The following is a 26,306-nucleotide window of genomic DNA, read 5'->3' on the forward strand; positions in this document are numbered from 1 at the left end:
CATGACTGACTGCCTCGCGAACCGAACGGTCGACACCCTTATCACCAACGTGCGTCTGGCGGACGGCTCCGGCGCGCCCATGACCAACGAGCGCTTCGACGTCGCGCTGCGCGACGGCCGTATCCATACGATCGCCCCGGCCGGTGCGCTCGCCGGCTGGCACGCCGCGCAACAGATTCGCGGCGACGGCCAGGTGTTGAGCCCGGGCTTCATCGACGTACATACGCACGACGACACGAACGTCGTGCGCACGCCCGACATGACGCCGAAGCTCTCGCAGGGCGTGACGACGGTCGTCGTCGGCAACTGCGGCATCAGCGCGGCGCCGGTCACGCTCAGGGGCGATCCGCCCGATCCGATGAACCTGCTGGGCGACGCCGACGCATTCCAGTATCCGACCTTCGCCGCCTACGTTACCGCGCTCGAAGCCGCGCAGCCCGCGATCAACGTGGCGGCGCTCATCGGTCACACCGCGCTGCGCAGCAACCATATGGATCGCCTCGACCGGCCCGCGACCGAGGCCGAAATCGAAGGCATGCGCGCCCAATTGCGCGAAGCACTCGAGCATGGCGCATTGGGGTTGTCGACGGGGCTGGCCTACGCGAACGCGAATGCCGCGCCGACGGAGGAAGTGCTCGCGCTCGCCGAGCCGCTCGCCGCGGCGGGCGGTCTCTATGCGACGCACCTGCGCACGGAGTTCGCCGAGATTCTCGAAGCGCTTGATGAAGCCTTCCGCATCGGCCGTCATGCCCGCGTGCCGGTCGTCGTCTCGCACCTGAAGTGCGCGGGCGTCGACAACTGGGGACGCAGCAAGGAGATTCTCGACGCGCTCGACCAGGCGCAGCGCTTCCAGCCGGTCGGCTGCGACTGCTATCCGTACACGGCCAGTTCGTCGACGCTCGACCTCAAACAGGTGACGGACGACTTCGACATTCTGGTGACGTGGTCGCAACCGTACCCGGAGCAGGGCGGCAAGCTGCTCGCGACGATCGCGGTCGAGTGGGGCGTCGACCTGATGGAGGCCGCGAAGCGTCTGCAACCGGCGGGCGCGGTGTATCACTGCATGGAGGAAGACGACGTGCGGCGCATTCTGCGGCACCCGGCAACGGTCGTCGGCTCCGACGGGCTGCCGAACGATCCGTTGCCGCATCCGCGTCTGTGGGGCGCCTTCCCGCGTGTGCTCGGTCGCTACAGCCGCGAGCAGCAACTGTTCCCACTGGCCGAGGCCGTTCACAAGATGACGGGGCTCTCCGCCGAGCGCTTCGGTCTGACGGACCGGGGGCTGGTACGCGAGGGGTATTGGGCCGACCTGGTGCTGTTCGATCCGGCCACCGTGGCCGATGCCGCGACCTTCACCGATCCCATGCAGCCTGCGTACGGTATTGCGGCGGTGTGGGTCAACGGCGTGCTGGCTTGGCAGGATCGCGCGCCTACGCAGAATGCACGCGCAGGCCGCTTCGTGCGTCGCGGCACGCCGCAGCCGGTGCTTTGAATGAGTGGAAATGAAACCGTTTAGTCGAAAGGAGCAATGATGAGCATCAAACGATATGGCGTGGAAGGCGGGCAGGGCACAGGCGGGCAACGCATGCCGTTCGCACGCGCCACCGAAGCTGACGGCTTTCTGTTCGTCTCGGGTCAGACCCCGATGAAAGATGGCGAAGTGATCGACGGGGGCATCGTTGCCCAGTCGCATCAGGCCATCCGGAACATGCTGGCGATTCTCACCGAAGCCGGTTACGGACCCGAGCATGTAATGCGCATTGGCGTGTGGCTCGACGACCCGCGCGACTTCGCGTCGTTCAACAAGGTGTTCAAGGAGTACTTCGGCGATCATCCGCCCGCGCGCGCCTGCGTGGTGTCGAGCATGGTGATCGACTGCAAGGTGGAAGTGGACTGCGTGGCATACAAGAAGCCAGCCGCATAAAGCCCGAAGGGCAGAGGGATCGAAGGCCCGCGGCATGCGGGCTGTGCATTGACGGACACTTCAGTACCCGTTTCACAAAGTTTGCGGTTTGGCTTCGATGGCGGGTGTCGTCGCGAGCGCGCAGTCTTCAATCTCCTAACCCAAGAGGAGGTGGACTGTGACACTAGGATCAATTTCCGGGATCGCGCCGACGATGCAAGCACCGCAGACGGACGTCGAGGCCGTCGATGAGCAACGCGTCACGATCGATTTTCCGGCGTCGCCCGATGACGTCCGTTTGCGCTCTCAAAGCACTAGCTCGTGCCGCCTCAGCATGGCGGGGTGTACCAGCGGGATGTCGGGGCTGGTAACGCTGGTACTGGGATTGGCGGGACTCGCGACCGCGGCCTACGTCTGCGTTGAGACCGATAAGCAGGCCGGTAGCGCCGTTGCCAATAGCGAGATTCAACGGCTGGGATATGGCTTCGGTGGGAGTGTGGCCGTCCTGGGGGGCATGCTCGTGACGTATGGCGTCGGTCAGCTCTGCTATGCCGCGGCGAAGCGTCGTGAAGCTCAGGAAGAGGCGTTGGAGCTTAGCCAGCAGGCGCGATTCGAATCTACGATGGGAGAACTCCGTCCGTGAGCACGTTCGAGATTCCCCAGGGCAAGCGGCCATCGTCGCAGCATATCGCCAAGGAGATCGACGTGGCGCTGGCGGTGGTGCGCGACGCACAAAAGCAGCAGGCGGCGATGGGCATGCCGAGTCCCGGCGCGTGGGACGCGATGCAGTGCGATGCCGCGTATCGCTGCGGCTATGGTGCTTACGAGCGTGGCGACTACGCGCAGGCGATCGAGTGCTTCGCGCCGCTGTTGTCGGCGTGTCCGCTCCAGGCCGACTACGCGGTGGCGCTGGCGCTCTCGGTGCAACGGCTCGGTGAACCCAAGGCGGCGCTGTCGCTGTTCATGGCGGCGGCGTTGCTGGACGAGGCGTCGCCCGGCCCGATGTATCGCGTTGGCGAGTGCCTGATCGAGTTGCGCCAATTCGACGCGGCCTATCGCGCCATGAAGGAAACGCTGCACCGCTGCGCCGGTCGACCCCAGTATGCCAACGTGGGCAACGCGGCCCGCCGGATGATGGCCCGCGTCAGCTTCATGCGCTGACTCCCCTCTAGATGTGCGTGGATTGGCGACGGGCCTCATCAACCCGTCGCTTTTTTTCGCCCTCGGCTTATTGGCGAGCCGTGCGGGCGTTGTCCGGCATCGGCAACGTGAAGTTGGTGCGGAACGGATTGATATCGAGTCCGCCACGCCGCGTGTAGCGCGCGTAGACGGCCAACTGGGTCGGTTGGCACTGGCGCAGGATGTCCATGAAGATCCCTTCCACGCATTGCTCATGAAAGCCAGTGTGGCGCCGGTACGAAATCACGTACTTGAGCAGCCCTTCCTGGTCGATGGGCGGGCCAACGTAGCGAATCTGCAGACTGCCCCAGTCGGGTTGTCCTGTCACCGGGCAGTTGGACTTGAGCAGGTTCGAGACGAGGGTTTCCTCCACAGGCGCTTCGCCCTGCGCGGCCTTGAGCAAGGTCGCATCCGGCGAATAAATATCCGTGTCGACATCGAGCCGGTCGACGAGCAGGCCGTCAAGTTCGTCGAGTTCGAGTTTGGCGAAGCCGCCCGGCTCGACGAGACGCACCTGCACCGCCGCGCCTGCGGCTTCGGACAGATCCTGCTGAATCAGCGCCCGTGCGGCATCGGCATTCGCCAGTTTGGTCTGGGCGAATGAGCCGAGATACAGCTTGAACGATTTCGATTCGATGATGTTCGGCGAGTCGGCCGGCACCATGGCCGTGAGCAACGCGATCTGCGGCTTGCCCTTTTCATTGAGCCACGAGAGTTCGTAGCCGTTCCAGATGTCCGCGCCGAAGAACGGCAGGACGTCGGGTACGCCGATGGCCGCGCGCGCCGGGGCACGGGCGATCGCGAAGAGCAGGGACGGGTCGTATTGCTCGGTGTAGGCAACTTCCTTGCCGAGCGGAGATTGGTCAGGCGTGGTCATGGTTGGCAATGCCGCTGATAACGTGTCCGGTCGGGCTCACCCGCGCGGCGGACTCGCAGTGGCGTGTCTGATCGTCAAAGAAGAAATCGGGCTCGAATTCGCGCAGGAACGCGCCCTTGTCGAGCCCACCCAGGAACATCGCCTCGTCGATGTCGATTTTCCAGTCCATCAGCGTGCGGATGGCCCGCTCGTGGGCCGGGGCCGAGCGCGCCGTGACCAGCGCCGTGCGGATTTTGACCGGCACTTCGTGGCCCGCCAGGCTCTGCAGGCGATGCAGGGCCTGCAACAGCGGCTTGAACGGACCCGGCGGCAGCGGGGTCGCGGCACGTTCGGTCTCGTGCTGCTGGAACGCGTCGAGGCCGTTGCGCTGGAAGACCCGTTCGGCTTCGTCGGAGAAGAGCACGGCGTCGCCGTCGAAGGCGATGCGGATTTCGTCGGGATGCAGCTCGGCTTTTTTCGCCGAGTCGGGATAGACGCGCGCGGAAGGAAATCCGGCCACCAGCGCACTGCGCACGTCGCGCTCGTTCGCGGAGAGAAACAGGTGCGCGCCCAACGCATTGAGATAACCGAACGGATCGCGCCCGCGCGTGAACACGCCGCGCTCGATCTTGAGGTCGACCTGACGCGCCGAACGAAACACGCGCATGCCGCTCACGGGATCGTTGCGCGAGAGGACGACGACTTCCACGCGGTGGTTGTCGATCTCGTTGCCCTGGTTGAAGGCGAGGAGCTTCTGCACGAGCGGGAAGGCGACGCCGACGCGTGCGGGCACGTCGAGGCGGTCGAGCTGGTACTGCCGGTACGATCGGTCGTCGCCGCCGGCCACCCCGGCCTCGTACACGCGGTTCTCTTCTTCGAAGTCGAACAGCGCGCGCGAGGATATCGCGACAACGAGTTTGTTCTCGAGCGTGATCGGCATGGTGGCAGCGAAACTCCTGTCGTGAGGCGGTGAGCGGCGGCGTCTATCGGGCCGGCTTACGCGAGGAACAGCTTGTAGACCGGGTTGTCGCTCTCGTCCCAGTAAGGATAGCCGAGCGTGGCGAGGAAGTCGCGGAACGCGGCCTTCTCGTTGTCGGGCACCTGGATCCCCACGAGGATATTGCTGTAATCAGCCCCCTGGTTGCGGTAGTGGAACAGGCTGATGTTCCAGTTCGGGCTCATGGCCGAGAGGAAAGTCATCAGCGCGCCCGGACGCTCCGGGAACTGGAAGCGGTACAGCACTTCATGGCTGGCGAGTGTGGAGCGGCCGCCGACCATGTAGCGGATGTGCTGCTTGGAGAGTTCGTCGTTGGACAGGTCGAGCGTGGGAAAGCCGTGGCGTTCGAAGCCGGCTTTGATGCGCTCGCCTTCGTCGCGGTTGTGCATCTGGATACCCACGAAGATGTGAGCGCTCGACGCTTCGCTGATGCGATAGTTGAACTCGGTCACGTTGCGGTTGCCCACCACTTCGGTGAAGCGCTTGAAGCTGCCGCGCGCTTCGGGAATGGTGACGGCGAACACGGCTTCGCGGGCTTCACCGACTTCGGCACGCTCGGCCACGAAGCGCAGACGGTCGAAGTTCATGTTGGCGCCGGAGGTGATCGCGACGAGCGTTTCGCCTTTGAGCTTTTCGCGCTCGGAGTAGAGCTTGGCCCCGGCCACGGACAGGGCGCCCGACGGTTCGAGCACGCTGCGGGTGTCCTGGAAGACGTCTTTGATGGCGGCGCAAAGTTGGTCGGTGTCCACGCGCACGACTTCGTCGAGGTAGGCCGCGCACAGGCGGAAGGTCTCGGCGCCGACGTATTTGACGGCGGTGCCATCGGCGAAGAGGCCGACGTCGCTCAGCAGGACACGTTCGCCGGCGTGAATTGATTGGGCCATGGCGTCGGAGTCGACGGATTGCACGCCAATGACTTTGATCTCGGGCCGCACGGCTTTGACGTAGGCCGCCACGCCCGCAGCCAGGCCGCCACCGCCGATGGGCACGAAGATGGCATGCAGCGGTCCCTGGTGCTGGCGCAGAATTTCCATGGCGATGGTGCCCTGGCCGGCGATGACGTCGGGGTCATCGAACGGGGGCACGAAGGTCAGGCCGCGCTCTTCTTGCAATGTCATCGCGTGGGCGTAGGCGTCGCTGTAGGAGTCGCCCGCGAGCACGACTTCGACGGCGCGCCCGCCGTGGGTTTTCACGGCCTCGATTTTCACCTGCGGCGTGGTGACGGGCATGACGATGACGGCCTTGCAGCCCAGGCGCGCAGCAGAGTAAGCGACGCCTTGCGCGTGATTGCCTGCCGATGCGGTGAGCACGCCGCGCTCGCGGTCGGCTTCGCTCAGGTTGGCCATCTTGTTGTATGCACCCCGAATCTTGAAGGAGAACACCGTCTGGTTGTCTTCGCGCTTGAGATAAATTCGATTGTGCAGACGCATGGAGAGCGTGCGTGCGAGTTCGAGTTCGCTTTCTTTGGCGACGTCGTAGACTTTGGCGGTCAGAATCTTCTTCAGATAGTCGGGAGCTGCGTCGGACATGATTTAAGGCTTCTTCAGGTTAGGCACATCGAGGAACGAAGGGACAATGATAGACCAGCACGTCCGCCGGGGCGGTCGCGCTTGGTTTCTCGGGAAAAAACGGGAAAGGAGAGTGCGCGCCCTAGCGAAGGTCGTCTGGGGTGTCGATGTCGCGCACGATTCCGGCGTCGTCGACATCGACGATCGTAATGTGCCCGCTAATCAACAGGTCGCGCGCGCCGATGTCGCCATCGAGGGCGCTCAGGCGCGGTGTCAGGGCGGATCCGAACGCGACGGGGTGGCCGCGTTGTCCTTGGTAACTCGGAGCGACGATGGCGTCGGGCGACGTGAGTCCGCCGGCAATCGCGCGAATGGTGTTCGGATGAATGTAGGGCATGTCGGCCAGCGCGATGAGCCAGCCGTCGAGATGTTCGAGCCCCGAGGGCGGCGCTTCGTCGACGCCGGACCGGATGCCGGCGGCAAGCGTTGCGCCCATGCCGCGTTGGGTGGCATGGCTCATGACGACTTCACACCCGGCCTGCAACAGCACGCTCTCCAGCTCGGCCGAGTCCGGGCGCACCACCGCGATGACGCGCGGCAACACCGCCAGCAGCGCGTGGGCGCTGGCGAGGGCAACGGGTCGGTTCAGGGGATCGCCAGGCAGCGGCGCGAGCAGCTTGTTCCTGCGCCCCGCCGCATCGAAGCGGGTACCGAGTCCGCCTGCCAGTAGAATGGCCACGGGCGGCGTCGAAAGTCGGGTCATGGTCGTGCATTATGCGCCAGACTTTTTGTTTCTGCCAAACGCGTGCGTGTACCCTCTCGCGGGATGTGCCGACCGTCCGGTCGGTCATGGTGGCAGGTTTGCCGCCATTTTTTCGGTCGTTTTTGTCTTTTCCCGGAGTTGCATGGAGTCGCTCATCACCTGGCTGCTCGGCGTGCTGGCCCTGCCCGGCGTCGGCCTGCCGGCCATTTTCCTGGTGTCGTTTCTGTCGGCCACACTTCTGCCCATGGGCTCGGAGCCCGCGTTGTTCGGCTACGTGTCGCTCAATCCGCATATGCTCTGGACCGCCATCGTCGTGGCCAGCGTGGGCAATACCGCCGGTGGCATGCTCGACTGGTGGATGGGCTTCGCCGCCCGACGCGGCTTCGTCCGCCTGAAAGCCCGCCGACGCGCTCATGCCCGTGCCGCCGTACTCGCCGGCGGCCCGATGCCAGAACCCGCCAGCGAGAAGCGCGCCAACGGACAAGCCCCGATGAGCGAGCGCTATCACCGCTGGATGCGCCGCTTCGGCCCACCCCTGCTCCTGCTGTCCTGGCTACCCGTGGTCGGCGACCCGTTCTGTACCCTCGCCGGATGGCTGCGACTCTCCTGGCGCGAATGCCTCTTCTATATCGCGGTCGGCAAGACGCTTCGCTATATCAGCATCACGTTTCTGATGCTGCGCGTGCCCGAGTCGTTCTGGCACGGGATCTTCGCGCCTTTGAAGCACCTGCTCATCGGCTGACGCACACGCCGGTGTTCATGCCCCGCTGTCTTCCTTCTTCTCATGCCCGAGAGGCCGGACCGGGGCCCCTTTCCGCCTCTCAGACATAAACCCAACTCGCTGCAGAAAGGGGCCCCGGTCCGGCCCACCGTCACGCTCCCCCAAGCCCAACCCGCCCGACGTGCGCTTGCGCTACGCCTTGCCTCCTTTTCCGTTACGCCTTCGTCAGGTCGAACGGCAACGCCCGCATCCGCTTTCCCGTCAACGCAAATATCGCGTTCGCATACGCCGGCGCCAACGGCGGCAACCCCGGCTCTCCCATCCCCGTCGGTGCATCCCCCGAACCCACAATGTGCACACTGATGGCCGGCATGTCCGGCAAACGCGCCACCATGTATTGATGGAAGTTGCTCTGCTCAACTTCTCCATCCTTCATCGTGATCGCCGCGCCCGGTATCGTCATCCCCAATCCCATCAAGGCCGCTCCCTCGACCTGCGCCGCCACCGTCAACGGATTGACCGCGAAATTGCAATGCACCCCCGCCGTCACACTCACCAAACGCGGTGAATCATTGCGCATCTCAGCCACTACGACGTACGCCACCACGGAATCAAACGACTCATGCACCGCCACACCCCACGCCTGGCCCGACGGTAATGCCGTCTTTCCATAGCCGGAACGCTCAACCGCCAACGCCAACGCCTCCCGGTGCCGAGGATGCTTATCTCCCATCAGCCCATACCGATACGCTACCGGGTCCTGACCCGCTTCCTTCGATAATTCGTCTATCAATGTTTCCATGACGTACGCCGTATGCGTGTTGCCCACGGACCGCCACCACAGCACCGGCACATTGACCTGCGGACTATGCAAGGTGAGCCGCAACGGCACCGCATACGGGGTGCCCGCAACGCCCTCGACGCTGGTGCCGTCGATGCCGTTCTTGACCATCATCTTTTCGAACGGCGTGCCCTGCAAAATCGACTGACCCACGATGGTGTGATCCCACGCCAGCACGTTGCCCTTGGCATCCAGGCCGATCTCGGCACGATGGACGTACATCGGACGGTAGTAGCCGCCACGAATGTCGTCTTCCCGGCTCCAGATCACTTTCACCGGCTCACGATGCCCCGCACGCCGCCACGCTTTCGCCACCTGGGCCGCCTCGACGCCATAGTCGGACGTCGGGACCGCGCGGCGGCCAAATCCGCCGCCCGCCATGAGCGTGTGCAGTTTGACCTGCTCGGGCTTGAGGTCGAGTGTGCGCGCAATGGCGGCCTGGTCGACGGTCTGGAACTGCGTGCCGGTCCACACTTGCGCGCCCTTGTCGGAAAGCTGCACGGTGCAGTTGAGCGGCTCCATCGGCGCGTGCGCCAGGTACGGGAAGTGGTATTCGGCAACGAGGGTCTTGGGCGCACCCTTGAGCTTGGAGATGTCCGCGTCGATCGCGACCGTGCCCGGGGTCTTGGACATTTCCACGTATTTGGCGAGTTGCGCAGTCGTGTCGACATGCTCGACGCCCGTCGTGTCCCACGTGGCCTTGAGCGCGTCGCGCCCGGTCTTGGCCTGCCAGTAGCCGTCGGCAATGACGGCCACGGCGGTGCCGCCTCGGTCGTCCGGGATCTCAAGCACATCGCGCACGCCCTTGACCGCCCGCGCAGCTTTGGCGTCGAACTGCTTCACTTTGGCACCGAACACGGGCGGGCGAGCAACGACAGCAACTTTCAGGTTCGGCAGCTTGAAGTCCATGCCGTACATCGGCACGCCCATGGACTTGGCCCGCGCGTCGAGCCGTCCCGTTGGCTTGCCAAGCAGGCGGAACGCCGAAGGTTCCTTGAGCGCGACATCGGCCGGCACCGGCTGCGCCTGAGCGCGCGCGGCAAGACTGCCGTACGTGGCGCGCTGGCCGTTCGGGCCGAGCACGACGCCGTTCTCGGTACGCAACTGCGCCGCCGGCACTTTCCACTGTTGCGCCGCGGCCGCGATGAGCATGGCCCGCGCAGATGCGCCAATGCGCCGGTATTGCAGCCACGAATGCGCGACGGAGCCCGAGCCCCCCGTCATCTGGATGCCGAACACGGGGTCTTTGTAGACGTCGGCCGCCGGCGCAAGCTCGCTGCGCACTTTGGCCCAGTCGCAATCGAGTTCTTCGGCGACGAGCATGGGCAGCGCCGTCTGTACGCCTTGTCCGAAATCGAGGCGGTTGACCTGGATGGTGACGGTGTCGTCCGGCGCAATGCGCACGAAGGCCGAGGGTACGACGGGCGTGGCGGCCGCGCCCTGGGCGCTGGCTGCTCGCATGGCGCCGGGCAGCGACATTTCGAGCATGAGTCCACCGGCCGCAAGCGCCGAGGTCTTGAGAAACACTCGGCGCGTCAGGCCGGCGAAGTCGCCCACGGCGACGCCAGGGCGCGGGGAAAAGCGAAGTTCACGCATGGGTATCTCCTCGCCTCAGGCCAGCGACGCCGCAGCGTCTTTGATCGCCGCACGAATGCGGGCGTAGGTGCCGCAACGGCAGATGTTGCCGGACATGGCGGCGTCGATCTGTTCGTCGTTGGGCTGTTTGTTCTCGCGCAGCAACGCCGTGGCGGACATGATCTGGCCGCTCTGGCAGTAGCCGCACTGGGGCACGTCGTGCTTGACCCAGGCGTTCTGCACAGCACGCCCGACGGCGTCCGCCCCGACGTTTTCAATGGTGGTGATGGCCTTTCCCGCGACGGCGGAGACCGGGGTGATGCAGCTTCGGATGGGCGCACCGTCGAGATGCACGGTGCACGCGCCGCACAGCGCCATGCCGCAACCGAACTTGGTGCCGGTCATGTTGAGCGCGTCGCGCAGGGTCCAGAGCAGGGGAGTGGCCGGGTCGACATCGACCTGCACGACACGGCCGTTCAGTTGAAACGAGACCATAGAGACACCTCTTGACGGGTGGAGAGACCGGGGATCGGCAAAACATACTCCCATTCGGTGAAAGTTTCAGCGCAGGCGTGTGTCATAAGTCGTTGTATCCATTCGGATATAGCGATCAGCAGGAAGGTCGGCGATAGGGCGGGAATGCGAAGGGGCCGGCGCTCGTGTAGGGGCGGTCAACGCGGCAGTGAACGCGCCGGAGCGTCGGGAAGGAGGGGAATCTCGCGCCTCGCGGCGAATTCGGCGCGGTGCCGACGTGTTGCGGTGCAATGAAGTACAATTCTGGCTACATTCCCCTACCAACCTGTTCCCAAGCCGGAAGAAAGATCTGGGCATGCGCACGAACTGCCTCACCCCCCTGTGTTTCTACGCGATGATCGGACACGATTCGTCATCGACGTCTTCGCACGGCAGTCGTCGATCTCGTTGACCGCAGATCGTCTGTTGCCGGCCCGCGCGCACCCGTCGCGCTTGCCGCCGGCATCCATTGCGCTTACCCGATTTTGACTTTCGGCGCGTCTCGCGAGACGAACGCCGACGGCGGATGCACCGCCGCATTGACGAGCCCGACAAGATGAACGCACCCTTGCCCGCCTTCGAGCCGCACGACGCCAAGCATGCACTCGCCGCCCAGCCGCCGCGACTGCGCGAGATCCCCTACAACTACACGTCGTTTTCGGACCGCGAAATCGTCATGCGCCTGCTGGGCGCCGACGCCTGGCACATCCTCGACGAACTCCGCGCGGAGCGACGCACCGGCCGCTCGGCCCGCATGCTCTACGAGGTACTCGGCGATATCTGGGTGGTTCGCCGCAATCCGTATCTGCAAGACGACCTGCTCGATAATCCGAAGCGCCGCAAGCTGCTGATCGACGCGCTGGACCATCGTCTGAACGAGATCGACAAGCGTCGCCGCGCGGATGTGGCCGCGAACGCCGATGCGAATGGCCGCGAACGCGCCGCCCGTGTGGAGCAACTGGAGGTGGCGGCACGCCGCGCCGTGGCAGACTTCGCCGAGGAGTTCGCGAAGATGGCCGAGCTGCGCCGTCGCGCGAAGAAGGTGCTCGGTCGCACGACCGCGCATGACAACATCAAGTTCGACGGTCTGTCGCGCGTCTCGCATGTGACGGACGCGACGGACTGGCGCGTGGAGTACCCGTTCGTGGTGCTCACGCCGGACAGCGAAGCCGAAATGGCGGCGCTGGTGAAGGGGTGCTTCGAGTTGGGACTGACGGTGATTCCGCGCGGAGGCGGCACCGGTTACACGGGCGGCGCGATTCCGCTCACGCCGTTCTCGGCCGTGATCAATACGGAAAAGCTCGAGCAGCTCGATGAGGTCGAGTACTCGGCGCTGCCGGGCGTCGACGAACCGGTGCCGACGATTTTCTCGGGCGCCGGCGTGGTGACGCGTCGCGTGGCCGAGGCCGCCGAGCGGGCTGGTCTGGTGTTCGCGGTCGACCCGACGTCGATCGACGCATCGTGCATCGGTGGCAACGTGGCGATGAACGCCGGTGGCAAGAAGGCCGTGCTGTGGGGCACCGCGCTCGATAACCTCGCGTGGTGGCGCATGGTCGACCCGCAGGGCAATTGGCTCGAGGTCACCCGTCTCGATCACAATCTCGGCAAGATTCACGACATTCCGGTCGCCCGCTTCGAGTTGACGTGGTTCGACGGCAATTACGCCCCGGGCGCCGTGCTGCTCAAGACGGAAAAACTGGACATCGAAGGCAAGCGTTTCCGTAAGGAAGGGCTCGGCAAGGATGTGACGGACAAGTTCCTCGCCGGTCTGCCGGGCATTCAGAAGGAAGGCTGCGATGGTCTGATCACGAGCGCGCGCTGGATTCTGCACAAGATGCCCGCGCACACGCGCACGGTATGCCTGGAGTTCTTCGGCCAGGCGAAGGAAGCGATTCCGAGCATCGTCGAGATCAAGGACTACATGTTCGCGCAGACGGCGGCCGGCGGCGCGATTCTGGCGGGCCTGGAGCATCTGGACGAACGCTATCTGCGCGCCGTGGGCTACGCCACGAAGTCGAAGCGCAATGCGTTCCCGAAGATGGTGCTGATCGGCGATATCGTTGGCGACGATGACAACGCCGTCGCTCAGGCGACGTCGGAAGTGATTCGCATGGCCAACGGCAAGAGCGGCGAAGGTTTCGTCGCGGTGTCGGCCGAAGCCCGCAAGAAGTTCTGGCTCGACCGCTCGCGTACCGCCGCCATCGCGCGCCACACCAACGCCTTCAAGATCAATGAAGACGTGGTGATTCCGCTGCCGCGCATGGGCGAGTACACGGATCACATCGAACGCATCAACATCGAGCTGTCGCTCAAGAACAAGCTGCAACTGGTCGATGCGCTCGAAGCCTTCTTCGACGCCGGCAATCTGCCGCTGGGCAAGACGGATGACGCGAACGAGATTCCGTCGGCCGAACTGCTCGAAGATCGCGTGCAAACGGCACTCACGCTGCTGCGCGACGTGCGCGCGCGCTGGGTGTTCCTGCGCGATCATTTCGAACTGCCGCTGGCCGAAGCGATTCCGCTGCTCAATCGACACGGCGTGCGCGACCTCAACGTGGCGCTCAACGATCGGCTGAGCAAGCAGCCGCAAACCCGACTCATCGACTTGCTGCAGGATCGTACGGTGCGCGTGTCGTGGAAGCAGGAGATCCGCGGAGAACTGCGCAAGATTTTCTCGGGCGCGGAGTTCAAGCCGATCCTTGAGGAAGCGCAAGCGATTCACAAGCGCGTGCTGCACGGCCGCGTGTTCGTCGCGCTGCACATGCACGCGGGCGACGGCAATGTGCACACGAACATCCCGGTGAACTCGGATAACTACGAGATGCTCCAGGATGCGCACAAGGCGGTGGCACGCATCATGGCCATCGCCCGTTCGCTCGATGGCGTGATCTCGGGCGAACACGGTATCGGCATTACCAAGCTGGAGTTCCTGACGGAAGCCGAGATCGGCGAGTTCCGCGCGTACAAGCAGCGCGTGGATCCGGAAGGGCGCTTCAACAAGGGCAAGCTGCTCGATATGCCGGAACTGCCCGCCGACCTGCGCAATGCCTATACGCCCAGCTTCGGGCTGATGGGGTATGAGTCGCTGATCATGCAGCAGTCGGATATCGGCGCGATCGCGGACAGCGTGAAAGACTGCCTGCGCTGCGGCAAGTGCAAGCCGGTGTGCGCCACGCACGTGCCGCGCGCGAACCTGCTTTACAGCCCGCGCAACAAGATTCTCGCAACATCGCTGCTCATCGAGGCGTTTCTGTACGAAGAGCAAACGCGCCGCGGGGTGTCGATCAAGCACTGGGACGAGTTCAACGACGTGGCCGATCACTGCACGGTGTGCCACAAGTGCGTAACGCCGTGTCCGGTGAAGATCGACTTCGGCGACGTGACGATGAACATGCGCAACCTGCTGCGCAAGATGGGCAAGAAGAAGTTCAATCCGGGCGCGGCCGCCGGCATGTTCTTCCTGAACGCGACGAACCCGGAGACGATCAACATCACCCGCAAGGTGATGATCGACTGGGGTTACAAGGCGCAGCGTTTCGGCGCGGACGTCTTCAAGAAGCTAGCGAAGAAGCAGACGGCACGTCCGCCTGCAACGGTGGGCAAGCCGCCGCTGCGCGAGGAAGTGATCCACTTCGTCAACAAGAAGATGCCGGGCAACCTGCCGAAGAAGACGGCGCGCGCACTGCTCGACATCGAAGACAACAAGGTCGTGCCGATCATTCGCAATCCGAAGACCACCACGGTCGATTCGGAAGCGGTGTTCTATTTCCCGGGCTGCGGCTCGGAGCGCCTGTTCTCGCAGGTCGGGCTCGCCACGCAGGCGATGCTCTGGCATGTCGGCGTGCAGACGGTGCTGCCGCCGGGCTATCTGTGCTGCGGGTATCCGCAGCGCGGCTCGGGGCAGGGCGAGAAGGCCGAGAAGATCGTGACGGACAATCGCGTGCTGTTCCACCGCATGGCGAACACGCTGAACTATCTCGATATCAAGACCGTGGTCGTGTCGTGCGGCACTTGCTACGACCAGCTCGCGGGCTATGAATTCGAGAAGATCTTCCCGGGCTGCCGCATCGTCGACATCCACGAATACCTGCTCGAGAAGAACGTGAAGCTCGAAGGCGTGAACGGTACGCGCTACATGTATCACGACCCGTGCCACACGCCGATCAAGACGATGGATCCGGTCAAGCTCGTGAACGAGTTGATGGGCAGCGAGCACGACGGCTACAAGATCGAGAAGAACGATCGGTGTTGCGGTGAGTCGGGCACACTGGCGGTCACGCGTCCGGACATCTCGACGCAGATCCGCTTCCGCAAGGAAGAGGAGATGCGCAAGGGCGCGGCGAAGCTGCGCGCGGACGGCAAGGTCGAGGACGTCAAGATTCTGACGAGCTGCCCGTCGTGCCTGCAAGGGCTGTCGCGTTATAACGACGACGCCGACATCACGGCGGACTATATCGTCGTGGAGATCGCCAAGCATGTGCTGGGTGACGAGTGGCTGGTGGACTACGTGAAGGATGCGAACCACGGCGGCATCGAACGCGTGCTGGTCTGATGGCCCGCTCGGGGACGCGGCCGATGCCTGACCGACGGACCATGGAGGCGGCATGGGGGTAGTCCTCACCGCGCTGATCCTGCTGTTTGTGGTGGCGCTGACCGGCGTGCTGGTCAGCTACGTCAAAGTTCTGCCGGTGCCGATCGTGCAGATCGCTGTGGGCGCCGCGCTCGCTTTTCCGGGCGCGGGGCTGCACATCGATCTCGATCCGGAGATCTTCTTCCTGCTGTTCATCCCGCCGTTGCTCTTCGCCGACGGCTGGCGCATGCCCAAACGCGAGTTCTGGCACCTGCGCGTGCCGATCGTCGCGATGGCGCTCGGTCTGGTGATCTTCACGGTGCTCGGCGTGGGCTATTTCATCCACTGGATGATTCCGTCGATTCCGCTTGCCGTGGCGTTCGCGCTCGGCGGCGTGCTCTCGCCAACCGATGCCGTGGCCGTCTCCGCCATCACCGCACGCCTGCAGATGCCCACGCGCCTCATGCACGTGCTCGAAGGCGAGGCCATGATGAACGACGCATCGGGCCTGGTCGCGTTCAAGTTCGCCATCGTGGCCGCGACCACGGGACTCTTTTCGATCGGTAACGCCACGTTCTCGTTTTTCGTCATCGCGCTGGGCGGCTTGCTCGCCGGCTGGGCCGTGACGTGGCTGTTCACGCAGTTCCATCGCCGCGTGATGGCGGCGTCCGCCGAAGAGCCGGCGACGGTCGTGCTGCTGCTGTTGCTCATGCCGTTTGCGGCCTATCTGCTGGCCGAACATTTCGGCTTCTCGGGCATTCTCGCGGCCGTGGCCGCCGGCATGACGGTCAGCTCGACCGATCTGCTCAATACCCGCACCGCCACCCGCATTCTCGGTAACGGGGTGTGGTCGATGCTCGAATTCGTGTTCAATGGCGCAGTGTTCGTGCTGCTCGGCCTGCAATTGCCTGACATCGTGCGTGCCGCGTTGCGGCCCGGCGAGCCGCATTGGGGAACGCTGCTCAATCTCGGCGAACTGATGGCCTACGTCGGCGCGATTTCGGCGGTGCTCATCGTGCTGCGCTTCTGCTGGGTGTGGGTGGCGTGGCGCGTGATGTATTTTCTCGGTATGCGACGTGGCGAAATCACAATGAAGCCCGGCATGCGCTTCACTGGCGTGACGGCCCTCTCGGGCGTGCGCGGCGCGGTGACGCTGGCCGGTGCGCTCTCGGTGCCGCTGGCCCTGCCGGGCGGCGCGCCGTTTCCGGGACGCGATCTGCTGATTTTCCTGGCCGCCGGCGTGATTCTGCTCTCGCTTGTCGGCGGCAGCCTCGGTTTGCCGTTCCTGCTGCGCGGCGTGCGCTGGCCGGTCGAGGACCCGCGCAATCGTGAGATGGGCGAGGCGCGCCTCGCGGCGTCGGAGGCGGCGATCCGCACCGTTGAATCGCTGCAAAAAGTCATTGCGAAGTCGGGCGACGAACTCGACACTGCCGTGTGCGCCGAAGCGGCCGCGCGGGTGATGGGGCGGTATCGCCGCACGCTCAACGCGTCGAACGCGACCGACGACGAGATGCGCGTGCGCGCGGTGCGTGAGGTCGAAGTCGAACGCCGGCTGCGCGCCGCCGCCCTGCAGGCCGAGCGCGGGGAACTGTCGCGTCTGCGCCTGGCGCACCGCATCAACGACGAGACGCTGCGCGAATTGATCAGCGAGATCGACTTCGCCGAACTTGCGCTCGGCCCGGTCGACCCGGCCACCGGCAAACGTTACAAGCGCAACAAGCAGTGAGCGCACTGACAGCACTGACCTGAACCGTCTGCGGCGCACGCGGGGAGGGCAGGGCAAACGAGGGAAGACGCATGATGGAATGTCCGTTTTGCACCGGAGAGGGCGGCGATGTCGTATGGCGCGACCCGGTGCTGCGCGTGGTGCTGGCGAACGAGATCGCCTACCCGGGCTTCGCTCGGGTGATCTGGCATGCCCACGTCGCCGAAATGAGCGATCTGCCCGCGGCGGCGCGCGAGCATGTGATGCGCGCCGTGTTCGCCGTCGAAACAGCCCAGCGCACGGTCATGTCGCCGCACAAGATCAACGTGGCGAGTCTGGGCAACATGGTGCCGCACGTGCACTGGCACGTGATTCCGCGATATCGCGACGACGTTCATTTTCCCGGCTCGGTCTGGAGCGCGCCGCAACGCGAGGTGCCGGCGGCGGTGCTCGCCGAGCGCGCCGCCTGGACACCCGCCCTGCGCGAGGCCGTGGTGGCGGAATTGAATCGTCTCCCGGCGTGGCCGGCATGACCGTTGAGGCCTGAGCGGCTATACTGCCGGCCGATGTGTCGCATGTCGGCGCACCGACCGATTATTCTGGAGCAAGACCATGGCTGGGCTGGAGAAAGACACGCCGATTCCCGTTTCCTTGACGCTGCATCGCACATCGAAGGTGCTGGAACTGGGCTACGAGGACGGAACACACTACCGCCTGCCGTTCGAATTCCTGCGCGTACTCTCGCCGTCGGCGGAAGTGCGTGGCCACGGCCCGGGGCAGGAGACGCTGCAAACCGGCAAGCGCGATGTCGATCTGAATGGCCTGGAGCCGATCGGCAATTACGCCGTGCGCCCGGTGTTTTCGGACGGACACGATACCGGCATCTATTCGTGGGATTACCTCTACGAGCTGTGCGTGCGTCAGGACGCGCTGTGGCAGGAATACCTGGACAAGCTCGCGTCAGCGGGGGTCGATCGCGACACGCCGATGTCGTCGCCGGCTGCGGGTGGCTGCCACCACCATTGAGGCCCCGGCGGGGCGCACGTGCGTGTGGCGCGCCCGCTTACATGAATCTGGGAGATTGCAATGGGCCAACAGACCCACTTCGGTTATGAAACCGTCGACGAGAAGGAAAAGGCCGGCAAGGTCGCCGAGGTGTTCCATTCGGTCGCGAGCAAGTACGACATCATGAATGATCTGATGTCGGGTGGACTGCACCGGATCTGGAAAGCCTTCACGATCGGACGCGCCGCCGTGCGCCCCGGTTTCAAGGTGCTCGATATCGCGGGCGGCACGGGCGACCTGTCGAAGGCGTTTGCGCGCGCGGCCGGCCCGACCGGCGAAGTCTGGCTCACCGACATCAACGAATCGATGCTGCGCGTGGGGCGCGATCGCCTGCTCGACGCAGGCATCGTCACCCCGACCCTGCTGTGCGATGCCGAAAAGCTGCCGTTCCCGTCGAACTATTTCGATGTGGTCACCGTGGCGTTTGGCCTGCGCAACATGACGCACAAGGATGCCGCGCTCGCCGAAATGCGCCGCGTGATCAGACCGGGCGGCAAGGTCATGGTGCTCGAGTTCTCGAAGGTTTGGCAGCCGCTCGAGAAGGCGTACGACACCTATTCGTTCAAGGTGCTGCCGTGGCTCGGTTCGCGCATCGCGGGCGACGCCGACAGCTACCGCTATCTGGCCGAGTCGATTCGCATGCACCCGGACCAGGAAACGCTCAAGTCCCTGATGGAACAGGTCGGTCTCGAACGTGTGGAATATCACAACCTGACCGCGGGGGTCGTCGCGCTGCATATCGGACGCAAATTCTGAGTTTGCGCTCACTTACCTGACGCACCCCAGCGCCCCGGACTGCGGAAAAAAGCCGCGCCGGGGCGTTTCTCTAAGAACGAGCTAATTCTGCTGTGGCAGAATCGGCCGTCGCCTCATCTGGTTTCAGTACGTAAAAAAGTGCTGAACCATTCCGGTTGACGCCTGTCAGTAGACAGCAACCTATAAACTCCACGGAGAGACCAGAACGATGTTCCAGTTCCTGAAAAACAAGCTGTTGTTGGGCGTGGTGGCCGGCGTAGTGGCGGTCGGCATGACGATCGCGGACGCCGATGCCAAACGCGTTGGCGGCGGCCGGAGCATCGGCAAGCAGTCCAGCAGCGTGACGCAGCGCCAGCAAGCGCCGCAACAACCGACGCAAGCCACGCCGGGCACCGCACCGCAGCAGGCCGCACCGGCGGCAGCAGGGGCCGGTGCCGCAGGGGCCGCGGCCGCCGCCAAGCCGGCCAATCGCTGGCTCGGCCCGATCGCCGGTCTGGCGGCCGGTCTCGGTATCGCGGCCCTGCTCTCGCACTTCGGCCTGGGCGGCGCGTTCGCCAGCATGATGGCCAACGTCATCATGATTGCGCTGATCGCCTTCGCCGTGATGTGGCTGATCCGTCGTTTCCGCGGCAATAAGTCGCAGTCCCAGACGCCGGCGTATGCGGGCGCGGGTAACGACGCGTCGAACAACACGCTGCGCCAGTCGTGGGACAGCCAGCCGCAACAACCGTCGCAACCGGCGTCTTCGTCGGCCCAGCCGTCGCTGTCGGGCGTGCCCGTCGCCGCGGGGGCCGCTGCCGCAGCCGCCCCGTTCGGCGTGCCGGCCGGCTTCGATGTCGACGGATTCCTGCGCAGTGCCAAGGTGTACTTCAACCGTCTGCAAGCGGCCTGGGACAAGGGCGATCAGGCCGATATCAACGAGTTCACCACGCCGCAGATGTTCGCGGAAATCAAGATGGACCTCGAAGAGCGCGGCAAGTCGGTCAACCGCACGGACGTCGTGCAACTCAATGCCGAACTGCTTGGCATCGAGGAATCGGCCGTCGAGTATGTGGCAAGCGTTCGCTTCTCGGGCCTGATCCGCGAAGCCGAGGGTGCCGCGGCCGAGCCGTTCAACGAAGTGTGGAACCTGACCAAGCCGGTGACCGGTAGCGGCGGCTGGGTGCTCGCCGGGATTCAACAGGCTAGCTAAGCGCACGACGGTTTTGCCGTAACCTGCCTTACAATGAGAGCCCGCGTCTAAAGCGCGGGCTCTTTTTTTTGCCGTCCGCCGATCGTTGCCGGGCGGCGTCTTTCGGTACGACCGGCGCGCATCGCCGGCCGACCGCCAAGCTCATGACCGTAGCCGCCAAAGCCTTTGCCGCCACCGTGAACCACTTGCTTGCCCGCGAACCGTGGGCGCGCGACCGTCTGCGCCATCACATCGGGGCGTCTGCCCGGCTGGCGATGTCGGCCATCGACCTGCGTCTGCGCGTGGGCGACGACGGCTATCTGGTCGCCGCCGATGCCAACCTGTCTTGCGACGTCAGCATCGCGGCGCCGCCGGCGGCGCTCGCCGACTTCGCGGGCGGCGGTCAGGCGGCTGTCATGCGACACGTCAAGATCGAGGGCGATGCCGAGTTTGCCAACACGGTCTCCTATCTGGCCCAGCATCTGCGCTGGGATGTGGCCGAAGACCTGAGCAAGGTGATCGGCGACGCGGCGGCACACCGGGTGACCGAAACCGGCAAGGCGGCGGTGGCCGGCGCACGCCGCACCGGCGGCACGCTGGCGCGCTCGCTCGCCGATTACCTCGTGGAGGAGAACCCGCTGCTGGTCGGGCGTGGGCGCCTCGATGCGATGCGCAGCGGCATCGGCACGCTGCGCGACGATCTCGCGCGGCTGGAAAAGCGCCTGGAGAAGCTCGAACGCCAGACGGCCGGGCGCGATGCGGCAGCCGCCTCGGTATCCCGCCCCCTGGGAGGTCGCTGAACGATGCGCCTCCTGCGTCTGATCAAGATCTTTTTCGTCAGCTACCGCTACGGGCTCGACGAACTGGTGCTCTCGAGCATTCCTCATCCCATGGCACGCGGGCTGCTGCGCGTGTTGTCGTTCGGGCGCAGTGGGCTCAAAGCGCCGCGCGGCGAACGTTTGCGCCTCGCGCTTGAATCGCTGGGGCCGATTTTCGTGAAGTTCGGACAAGTGCTCTCGACGCGCCGTGATCTGATGCCGCCCGATATCGCGCAGGAACTGGCGCGTCTCCAGGATCAGGTGCCGCCGTTTGATCCGGCAGTTGCCCGCGCGAGCATCGAGAAGTCGCTGGGTCACCCGCTCGAAGACGTCTTCGTGGAATTCGAGCGCATGCCGGTCGCGAGTGCCTCGATTGCGCAGGTGCACTTCGCCCGGGTTCGCGATGGCGAGCACGCCGGCAAAGAAGTCGCGGTCAAGGTATTGCGCCCGAATATGCTCAACGTGATCGACAGCGATCTGGCGCTCATGCGCGATCTCGCCGGTTGGGTCGAGCGGTTGTGGCCAGACGGCAAGCGGTTGAAGCCGCGTGAGGTGGTCGCCGAGTTCGACAAGTATCTGCACGACGAACTCGACCTGATGCGCGAGGCCGCCAACGCCGCGCAACTTCGTCGCAACTTCATCGACTCGGGCATGCTGATGGTGCCCGAGATCTATTGGGAATTCAGTTCCAGCGCCGTCCTCGTGATGGAGCGCATGCACGGGGTGCCGATCAGCCAGATCGACGTGCTGCGCGAGGCGGGCGTCGACCTCAAGAAGCTTGCGCGCGAGGGCGTCGAGATCTTCTTCACCCAGTTCCTGCGCGACGGCTTCTTCCACGCCGACATGCATCCGGGCAATATCCTGGTCAGTCTCGACCCGGCGACGTTCGGCCGGTATATCGCACTCGACTGCGGCATCGTCGGCGCGCTGTCCGAGTTCGACAAGAATTACCTCGCGCAGAACTTCCTCGCGTTCTTCCGTCGCGACTACCACCGGGTGGCATCGCTGCATCTGGAGTCGGGCTGGGTGCCGGCCGACACGCGGGTCGAAGAACTCGAAGGGGCGATTCGCGCCGTCTGCGAGCCTTACTTCGACCGGCCGCTCAAGGAGATTTCGCTCGGGCTCGTGCTCATGCGCCTGTTCCAGACGTCGCGCCGCTTCAACGTCGAGATTCAACCGCAGCTCGTGCTGTTGCAAAAGACGCTGCTCAATATCGAAGGTCTCGGCCGTCAGCTCGACCCGGATCTGGATTTGTGGAAGACGGCCAAGCCGTTCCTCGAACGGTGGATGGCCGAACAGATCGGCCCGCGCGGTTGGCTTGAACGGCTGAAAGCCGAAGCGCCGCAGTGGAGCAAGACGATGCCGCAACTGCCGCGGCTCATCCACCAGGCGCTCGCCGCGCATGCGCGTCCGCAGGACGACACCGTGCTGCTCGCGTTACTTCAGGAGCAACGCCGCACCAATCGGCTGCTGACGGGCGCGTTCTGTCTGGTGGGCGGCGTCGCCATCGGCGTGTTGACGGCATTTGTCTGGCTCTACGGCGGATTCTGAAAATAGCGGAGCCAATGGTGCCCATCGTCCGAACGCCTTACGTCGCATTTGCCGCCCCTCGAGAAGATGACCGCCCGGAGACGGGCGGTGCGTCCGCCGCGCCTGCCGCACCTTCCGTCCCGACTTTCTCCCATCGCGATCCGTCGCGCGCGGAATTCTGGGACGAGCGTTTCGCGAGTGCCTTCATGCCTTGGGATGCGGCCGGGGTGCCCAGGGCGCTGCGCGACTTCGTCGCAGGCGAGGGCGCACCCCGGGCCACGCTGATCCCGGGCTGTGGCTCGGCGTATGAGGCCGCGTGGCTCGACACGCAAGGCTGGCCGGTGCGGGCCATCGACTTCTCGGCGACCGCCGTCGCGTCGGCCAAGGCGGGGCTCGGTTCACACGCGGCGCTCGTGGAACAGGCCGATTTCTTCACCTATACGCCGCCGTTCGCGCTCGAGGTGGTCTACGAGCGGGCGTTTCTCTGCGCCTTGCCCCGCACCCTCTGGCAGGACTACGCACGCCGGATGGCGCAACTGCTGCCCCAAGGTGGACGTCTGGCCGGATTCTTCTTCCTCAAGGAAACGCTGAAGGGCCCGCCGTTCGGCATCGCGCCGGACGCCCTGGATGCTCTGCTCGGTCAGGACTTCGTCTGCGAGGCGGACCGGCTTGTCGACGACTCGGTGCCGGTCTTCGCCGGGGCCGAACACTGGATGATCTGGCGCCGGCGCTGAGCGTCGAACACGCCTTTTGGCGTCTCGGCGGTGACTGCGCACAGGCACCATCAGCATGCAACGTCACCTCAGACGCTAGGCAATTCCCGATATTTGCCGCCATCGAACCGGGCCGTCGCGATTTTTCCTCCCCGCGTCGCGCTCGCGCCGCTATAATCGGCCGAAATTTTTTCGCCAGGCGGCACAGCGGGCAGATAAAAGCGCTCCATCGCATCGGCCCCGTCATGCACGACCTGATTTTCTGTTGCCCGGAAGGCTGAGGCCCAAGGCGCGGTATCGTTCGCTTGCGCAGTGGCCGTTTGAGGCCGGACCGGGCGCAAGACGGACGCCGCCACGCCATGACCGACGCCCCGGGGATTGGCGGGGGCCGCGCTATGCTGATCTGGTTTGTCATACTGTATTGGGTCATTTCAGTGGCCATCGGGCTGTTGGCCGCCCTCAAGGTCCGCAATACCAAGGATTTCACCGTCGCCGGCCGTCGCCTGCCCTACGGCATGGTCATCGCCGTGGTCTTCGCCACCTGGTTCGGCTCAGAAGCGGTGCTCGGCATTCCCGCCACCTTCCTCGGCGAAGGGCTGCGCGGCGTGGTCTCGGATCCGTTCGGTTCGTCGATGTGCCTGGTGCTCGTCGGCATGTTTTTCGCCCGCAAGCTGTATCGCATGAACCTCATGACGATCGGCGACTTCTACAAGCTCAGGTACAACCGTACGGTTGAAGTGGTGACGAGTATCGCCATCGTGATCTCGTACCTCGGCTGGGTCGGTGCGCAGATCAAGGCGCTGGGACTCGTGTTTCACGCGGTGTCCGGCGGCGCAATGTCCGAGCCCATGGGCATGGTGATCGGCGCGGTCTCGGTGCTGGCCTATACGCTGCTCGGCGGCATGATCTCGGTGGCGGTGACCGACTTCATCCAGATGATCATCATCGTCGTGGGGCTTGTGTACATCGCTGTGCAGGTCTCTGGCATGGTGCCGGGGGGGGCGAGCGCGGTGATCACACACGCGGCTCAGGCCGGCAAGTTCGCGTTCCTGCCGGAGTTGAACCCAACCGAAGTGCTGGCGTTCATTGCCGCGGGCATTACCATGATGTTCGGCTCGATTCCGCAACAGGACGTGTTCCAGCGCGTGATGTCGTCCAAGTCGGAGAATGTCGCGGTCGCCGGTTCGGTCACGGGCGGCGTGCTGTACTTCTTCTTCACGTTCATCCCCATCTTCCTGGCCTACTCGGCCCTGCTGATCGCCCCGTCGATGGTGCAGAAGTACATCGGCACCGATCCGCAACAGATTCTGCCGCAGTTGGTGCTCACTAGTGTGCCGGTCGTGGCGCAAGTAATGTTCTTCGGCGCGCTCCTCTCGGCCATCAAGAGCTGCGCGTCGGCCACGCTGCTGGCGCCCTCGGTGACGTTCGCGGAGAACATCGTCCGCCCGATGCTGCGCGGTCGTATCGACGACAAGCACCTGCTGCGACTGATGCGTATCGTCGTGCTCTGTTTCACGGCGCTGGTGCTGGTGTACGCGCTGAATTCCACGGCGTCGATCTTCCATATGGTCGAGAGCGCATACAAGGTCACGCTCGTGTGCTGCTTCGTGCCGCTGGCGTTCGGACTTTACTGGAAGCGTTCGAGCTCCCTGGGCGGCACGCTTGCCGTGCTCTTCGGCCTGGTTGTCTGGATCGGGTGCGAATGGCTGGCGCCCGAGGCCATGGTGCCGGCGCAGTTGGCGGGGCTGGCGGCCTCGATCGCCGGCATGGTCGTTGGCTCGCTCCTCCAACCCAACGCAGCGCATGCGCAGTCGCGGGAGCCGCAGGTGTCGACGATCTGACGACCCAGGCCGGGAAGCCTTTCACTACGCGGATTACGGCAACGACCCATCTTGATCTTGGGTCGTTGCGGCCCCATATGTCGCTGGACAAATCCCGAAAGCCTTGTGAAGCGGTTATAATTCAAGGCTTTGCGCGCCTTTTTCCGTCGGAAAGTACCATGCCTATCTATGCCTATCGTTGCGAAACATGCGGTTTCGCCAAGGATGTGCTGCAAAAAATGAGCGATGATCCGCTCTCCCAGTGCCCGGAATGCGGCAAGGACACGTTTCGCAAGCAGGTGACTGCGGCCGGGTTCCAGCTCAAGGGTTCGGGGTGGTATGTGACCGATTTTCGTGGCGGTTCGGGCGGCGCGAGTGCCTCGGGCGCGGCGTCGACCTCGTCGGCGCCGGCAGCGGCGTCGGGCGAGAGCGCGACGTCGTCCGCTTCGGCCTCGTCGTCTGGCGGCGAGTCGTCGAGCGCGCCGGCGGCGAGCTGTGGCGGCGGTTGCGCCTGCCACTGAGATAGACAGAACGATGCGCGTTCGAGCCCGGCGGCCGGATGCGCCGGAACGCGGATTCGCCTGCTGACATACCCATAGCCGCCCACCTTCGCGAGCCCTGCCATGCGCGTTAAAAAACCCGCGTTGAAGACGATTTTCCTCACCGGCCTGCTGGTGCTGGTGCCGCTCGCCATCACGCTGTGGGTCCTCGGCCTGATCATCGGCACGATGGATCAGACCTTGCTGCTGTTGCCGGACGACTGGCAGCCGTCGCACCTCATCGGCATGCGCGTGCCCGGCTTCGGCGTGGTGGTGACGCTCGCGTTCGTGTTCGTCGTTGGCCTTCTGGCGCATAATTTCATCGGCCAGAAGCTGGTCGGCTGGTGGGAAGCCATCCTGACGCGCATTCCCATCGTTGGACCGCTGTATGGCAGCGTCAAGCAGGTGTCCGACACCTTGCTGTCGAGCAACGGCAACGCGTTTCGCAAGGCGTTGCTCGTGCGATATCCGCACGCGGATTCCTGGACCATCGCTTTCCTGACCGGCGCGCCGGGCGGCGACGTGGTCAATCATTTGCAGGGCGAGTTCGTGAGCGTCTATGTGCCGACGACGCCGAACCCGACGTCGGGTTTCTTCCTGATGATGCGGGCGAGCGACGTGGTCGAACTCGACATGACGGTCGATGCCGCCCTCAAGTACATCGTATCGATGGGCGTGGTGGCGCCCGCCCACAACCCGCGCCAGCAACGTCCCGGTCCGCTCCTCTGAGCCACCGGGAATCGCCGGCGCCATTTTTTGAAAA

At 64.6% G+C, this 26,306-nt stretch carries 23 protein-coding genes; 17 read left to right on the plus strand and 6 right to left on the minus strand.

The window, feature by feature from the left end; all coding sequences use genetic code 11:
- The first annotated feature begins 1 nt into the window (after position 1).
- From OYT13_RS03635 to OYT13_RS03650, 4 genes are all read left to right on the plus strand, one after another.
- Positions 2 to 1,492, plus strand: a complete 1,491-nt coding sequence (locus OYT13_RS03635; RefSeq protein ID WP_017235551.1) for an N-acyl-D-amino-acid deacylase family protein — start codon at positions 2 to 4, stop codon at positions 1,490 to 1,492.
- A gap of 39 nt (positions 1,493 to 1,531) precedes the next feature.
- On the plus strand, positions 1,532 to 1,924 hold the full coding sequence (locus tag OYT13_RS03640; protein ID WP_198288736.1) for a RidA family protein: 393 nt from the start codon (positions 1,532 to 1,534) through the stop codon (positions 1,922 to 1,924).
- A gap of 157 nt (positions 1,925 to 2,081) precedes the next feature.
- The gene (locus OYT13_RS03645; protein WP_157211553.1) at positions 2,082 to 2,546 is read left to right on the plus strand and encodes a hypothetical protein; all 465 of its coding nucleotides are present in this window, start codon (positions 2,082 to 2,084) and stop codon (positions 2,544 to 2,546) included.
- Positions 2,543 to 3,064, plus strand: a complete 522-nt coding sequence (locus OYT13_RS03650; protein WP_017235554.1) for a hypothetical protein — start codon at positions 2,543 to 2,545, stop codon at positions 3,062 to 3,064. Before OYT13_RS03645 ends, OYT13_RS03650 begins: the two co-directional genes overlap by 4 nt.
- Before the next feature lie 67 nt (positions 3,065 to 3,131).
- On the opposite strand, the gene queF is transcribed toward OYT13_RS03650, so the two are convergent.
- The 4 genes from queF to OYT13_RS03670 all read right to left on the minus strand — a co-directional run bounded on the left by queF (position 3,132) and on the right by OYT13_RS03670 (position 7,206).
- Positions 3,132 to 3,959 (minus strand): NADPH-dependent 7-cyano-7-deazaguanine reductase QueF, encoded by an 828-nt coding sequence (gene queF / locus OYT13_RS03655; protein WP_268567272.1) that lies wholly within the window; start codon positions 3,957 to 3,959, stop codon positions 3,132 to 3,134.
- Positions 3,946 to 4,878 carry a 5'-nucleotidase gene (locus tag OYT13_RS03660; protein ID WP_017235556.1) on the minus strand — a complete coding sequence of 311 codons (933 nt, stop codon included), beginning with the start codon at positions 4,876 to 4,878 and terminating at the stop codon, positions 3,946 to 3,948. Before OYT13_RS03660 ends, queF begins: the two co-directional genes overlap by 14 nt.
- 56 nt (positions 4,879 to 4,934) lie before the next feature.
- Complete coding sequence (gene ilvA, locus OYT13_RS03665) at positions 4,935 to 6,464, minus strand: threonine ammonia-lyase, biosynthetic (RefSeq protein ID WP_017235557.1); 1,530 nt, start codon at positions 6,462 to 6,464, stop codon at positions 4,935 to 4,937.
- 121 nt (positions 6,465 to 6,585) lie between these two features.
- Complete coding sequence (locus tag OYT13_RS03670) at positions 6,586 to 7,206, minus strand: nucleotidyltransferase family protein (protein WP_268567273.1); 621 nt, start codon at positions 7,204 to 7,206, stop codon at positions 6,586 to 6,588.
- Positions 7,207 to 7,348: 142 nt separating this feature from the next.
- On the opposite strand from OYT13_RS03670, the gene OYT13_RS03675 reads away from it, so the two are divergent.
- On the plus strand, positions 7,349 to 7,948 hold the full coding sequence (locus tag OYT13_RS03675) for a YqaA family protein (RefSeq protein WP_268567274.1): 600 nt from the start codon (positions 7,349 to 7,351) through the stop codon (positions 7,946 to 7,948).
- Positions 7,949 to 8,141: 193 nt separating this feature from the next.
- Here OYT13_RS03675 and OYT13_RS03680 read toward each other — a convergent pair whose 3' ends face one another.
- Together OYT13_RS03680 and OYT13_RS03685 are read right to left on the minus strand one after the other, a co-directional pair.
- Positions 8,142 to 10,364 carry a xanthine dehydrogenase family protein molybdopterin-binding subunit gene (locus OYT13_RS03680; RefSeq protein ID WP_268567275.1) on the minus strand — a complete coding sequence of 741 codons (2,223 nt, stop codon included), beginning with the start codon at positions 10,362 to 10,364 and terminating at the stop codon, positions 8,142 to 8,144.
- Positions 10,365 to 10,379: 15 nt separating this feature from the next.
- Complete coding sequence (locus tag OYT13_RS03685; RefSeq protein ID WP_017235561.1) at positions 10,380 to 10,838, minus strand: (2Fe-2S)-binding protein; 459 nt, start codon at positions 10,836 to 10,838, stop codon at positions 10,380 to 10,382.
- A 574-nt stretch (positions 10,839 to 11,412) separates the two neighbouring features.
- Between OYT13_RS03685 and OYT13_RS03690 the strand changes: the two genes are divergently transcribed.
- The 12 genes from OYT13_RS03690 (at position 11,413) to OYT13_RS03745 (ending at position 26,272) form a co-directional block, all read left to right on the plus strand.
- The gene (locus tag OYT13_RS03690) at positions 11,413 to 15,408 is read left to right on the plus strand and encodes an FAD/FMN-binding oxidoreductase (protein ID WP_268567276.1); all 3,996 of its coding nucleotides are present in this window, start codon (positions 11,413 to 11,415) and stop codon (positions 15,406 to 15,408) included.
- 52 nt (positions 15,409 to 15,460) lie between these two features.
- On the plus strand, positions 15,461 to 17,152 hold the full coding sequence (locus tag OYT13_RS03695; RefSeq protein WP_150562432.1) for a Na+/H+ antiporter: 1,692 nt from the start codon (positions 15,461 to 15,463) through the stop codon (positions 17,150 to 17,152).
- A 74-nt stretch (positions 17,153 to 17,226) separates the two neighbouring features.
- Positions 17,227 to 17,664, plus strand: a complete 438-nt coding sequence (locus OYT13_RS03700; RefSeq protein ID WP_261939790.1) for an HIT family protein — start codon at positions 17,227 to 17,229, stop codon at positions 17,662 to 17,664.
- Positions 17,665 to 17,743: 79 nt separating this feature from the next.
- The gene (locus OYT13_RS03705) at positions 17,744 to 18,157 is read left to right on the plus strand and encodes a gamma-butyrobetaine hydroxylase-like domain-containing protein (protein ID WP_150562433.1); all 414 of its coding nucleotides are present in this window, start codon (positions 17,744 to 17,746) and stop codon (positions 18,155 to 18,157) included.
- Between the two features lie 60 nt (positions 18,158 to 18,217).
- Positions 18,218 to 18,952 carry a bifunctional demethylmenaquinone methyltransferase/2-methoxy-6-polyprenyl-1,4-benzoquinol methylase UbiE gene (gene ubiE / locus OYT13_RS03710; protein ID WP_268567277.1) on the plus strand — a complete coding sequence of 245 codons (735 nt, stop codon included), beginning with the start codon at positions 18,218 to 18,220 and terminating at the stop codon, positions 18,950 to 18,952.
- Positions 18,953 to 19,160: 208 nt separating this feature from the next.
- Positions 19,161 to 20,144 carry a Tim44 domain-containing protein gene (locus OYT13_RS03715; RefSeq protein WP_268567278.1) on the plus strand — a complete coding sequence of 328 codons (984 nt, stop codon included), beginning with the start codon at positions 19,161 to 19,163 and terminating at the stop codon, positions 20,142 to 20,144.
- 143 nt (positions 20,145 to 20,287) lie between these two features.
- Positions 20,288 to 20,923 carry a ubiquinone biosynthesis accessory factor UbiJ gene (locus tag OYT13_RS03720; RefSeq protein WP_268567279.1) on the plus strand — a complete coding sequence of 212 codons (636 nt, stop codon included), beginning with the start codon at positions 20,288 to 20,290 and terminating at the stop codon, positions 20,921 to 20,923.
- A 3-nt stretch (positions 20,924 to 20,926) separates the two neighbouring features.
- Positions 20,927 to 22,492 carry a ubiquinone biosynthesis regulatory protein kinase UbiB gene (gene ubiB / locus OYT13_RS03725; protein WP_261939205.1) on the plus strand — a complete coding sequence of 522 codons (1,566 nt, stop codon included), beginning with the start codon at positions 20,927 to 20,929 and terminating at the stop codon, positions 22,490 to 22,492.
- A gap of 14 nt (positions 22,493 to 22,506) precedes the next feature.
- Positions 22,507 to 23,205, plus strand: coding sequence for a methyltransferase domain-containing protein (locus OYT13_RS03730; protein ID WP_017235622.1), 699 nt, complete (start codon positions 22,507 to 22,509; stop codon positions 23,203 to 23,205).
- A gap of 374 nt (positions 23,206 to 23,579) precedes the next feature.
- The gene (locus tag OYT13_RS03735) at positions 23,580 to 25,025 is read left to right on the plus strand and encodes a sodium:solute symporter family protein (protein ID WP_268567846.1); all 1,446 of its coding nucleotides are present in this window, start codon (positions 23,580 to 23,582) and stop codon (positions 25,023 to 25,025) included.
- Positions 25,026 to 25,183: 158 nt separating this feature from the next.
- Complete coding sequence (locus tag OYT13_RS03740) at positions 25,184 to 25,525, plus strand: FmdB family zinc ribbon protein (protein ID WP_261939204.1); 342 nt, start codon at positions 25,184 to 25,186, stop codon at positions 25,523 to 25,525.
- Positions 25,526 to 25,627: 102 nt separating this feature from the next.
- A complete protein-coding gene (locus tag OYT13_RS03745) occupies positions 25,628 to 26,272 on the plus strand; it encodes a DUF502 domain-containing protein (protein ID WP_017235625.1) in 645 nt (214 codons plus the stop codon).
- Positions 26,273 to 26,306 lie beyond the last annotated feature (34 nt).

The sequence above is a fragment of the Pandoraea sp. XJJ-1 genome, assembly GCF_026802345.1.
Lineage (GTDB): Bacteria > Pseudomonadota > Gammaproteobacteria > Burkholderiales > Burkholderiaceae > Pandoraea > Pandoraea cepalis.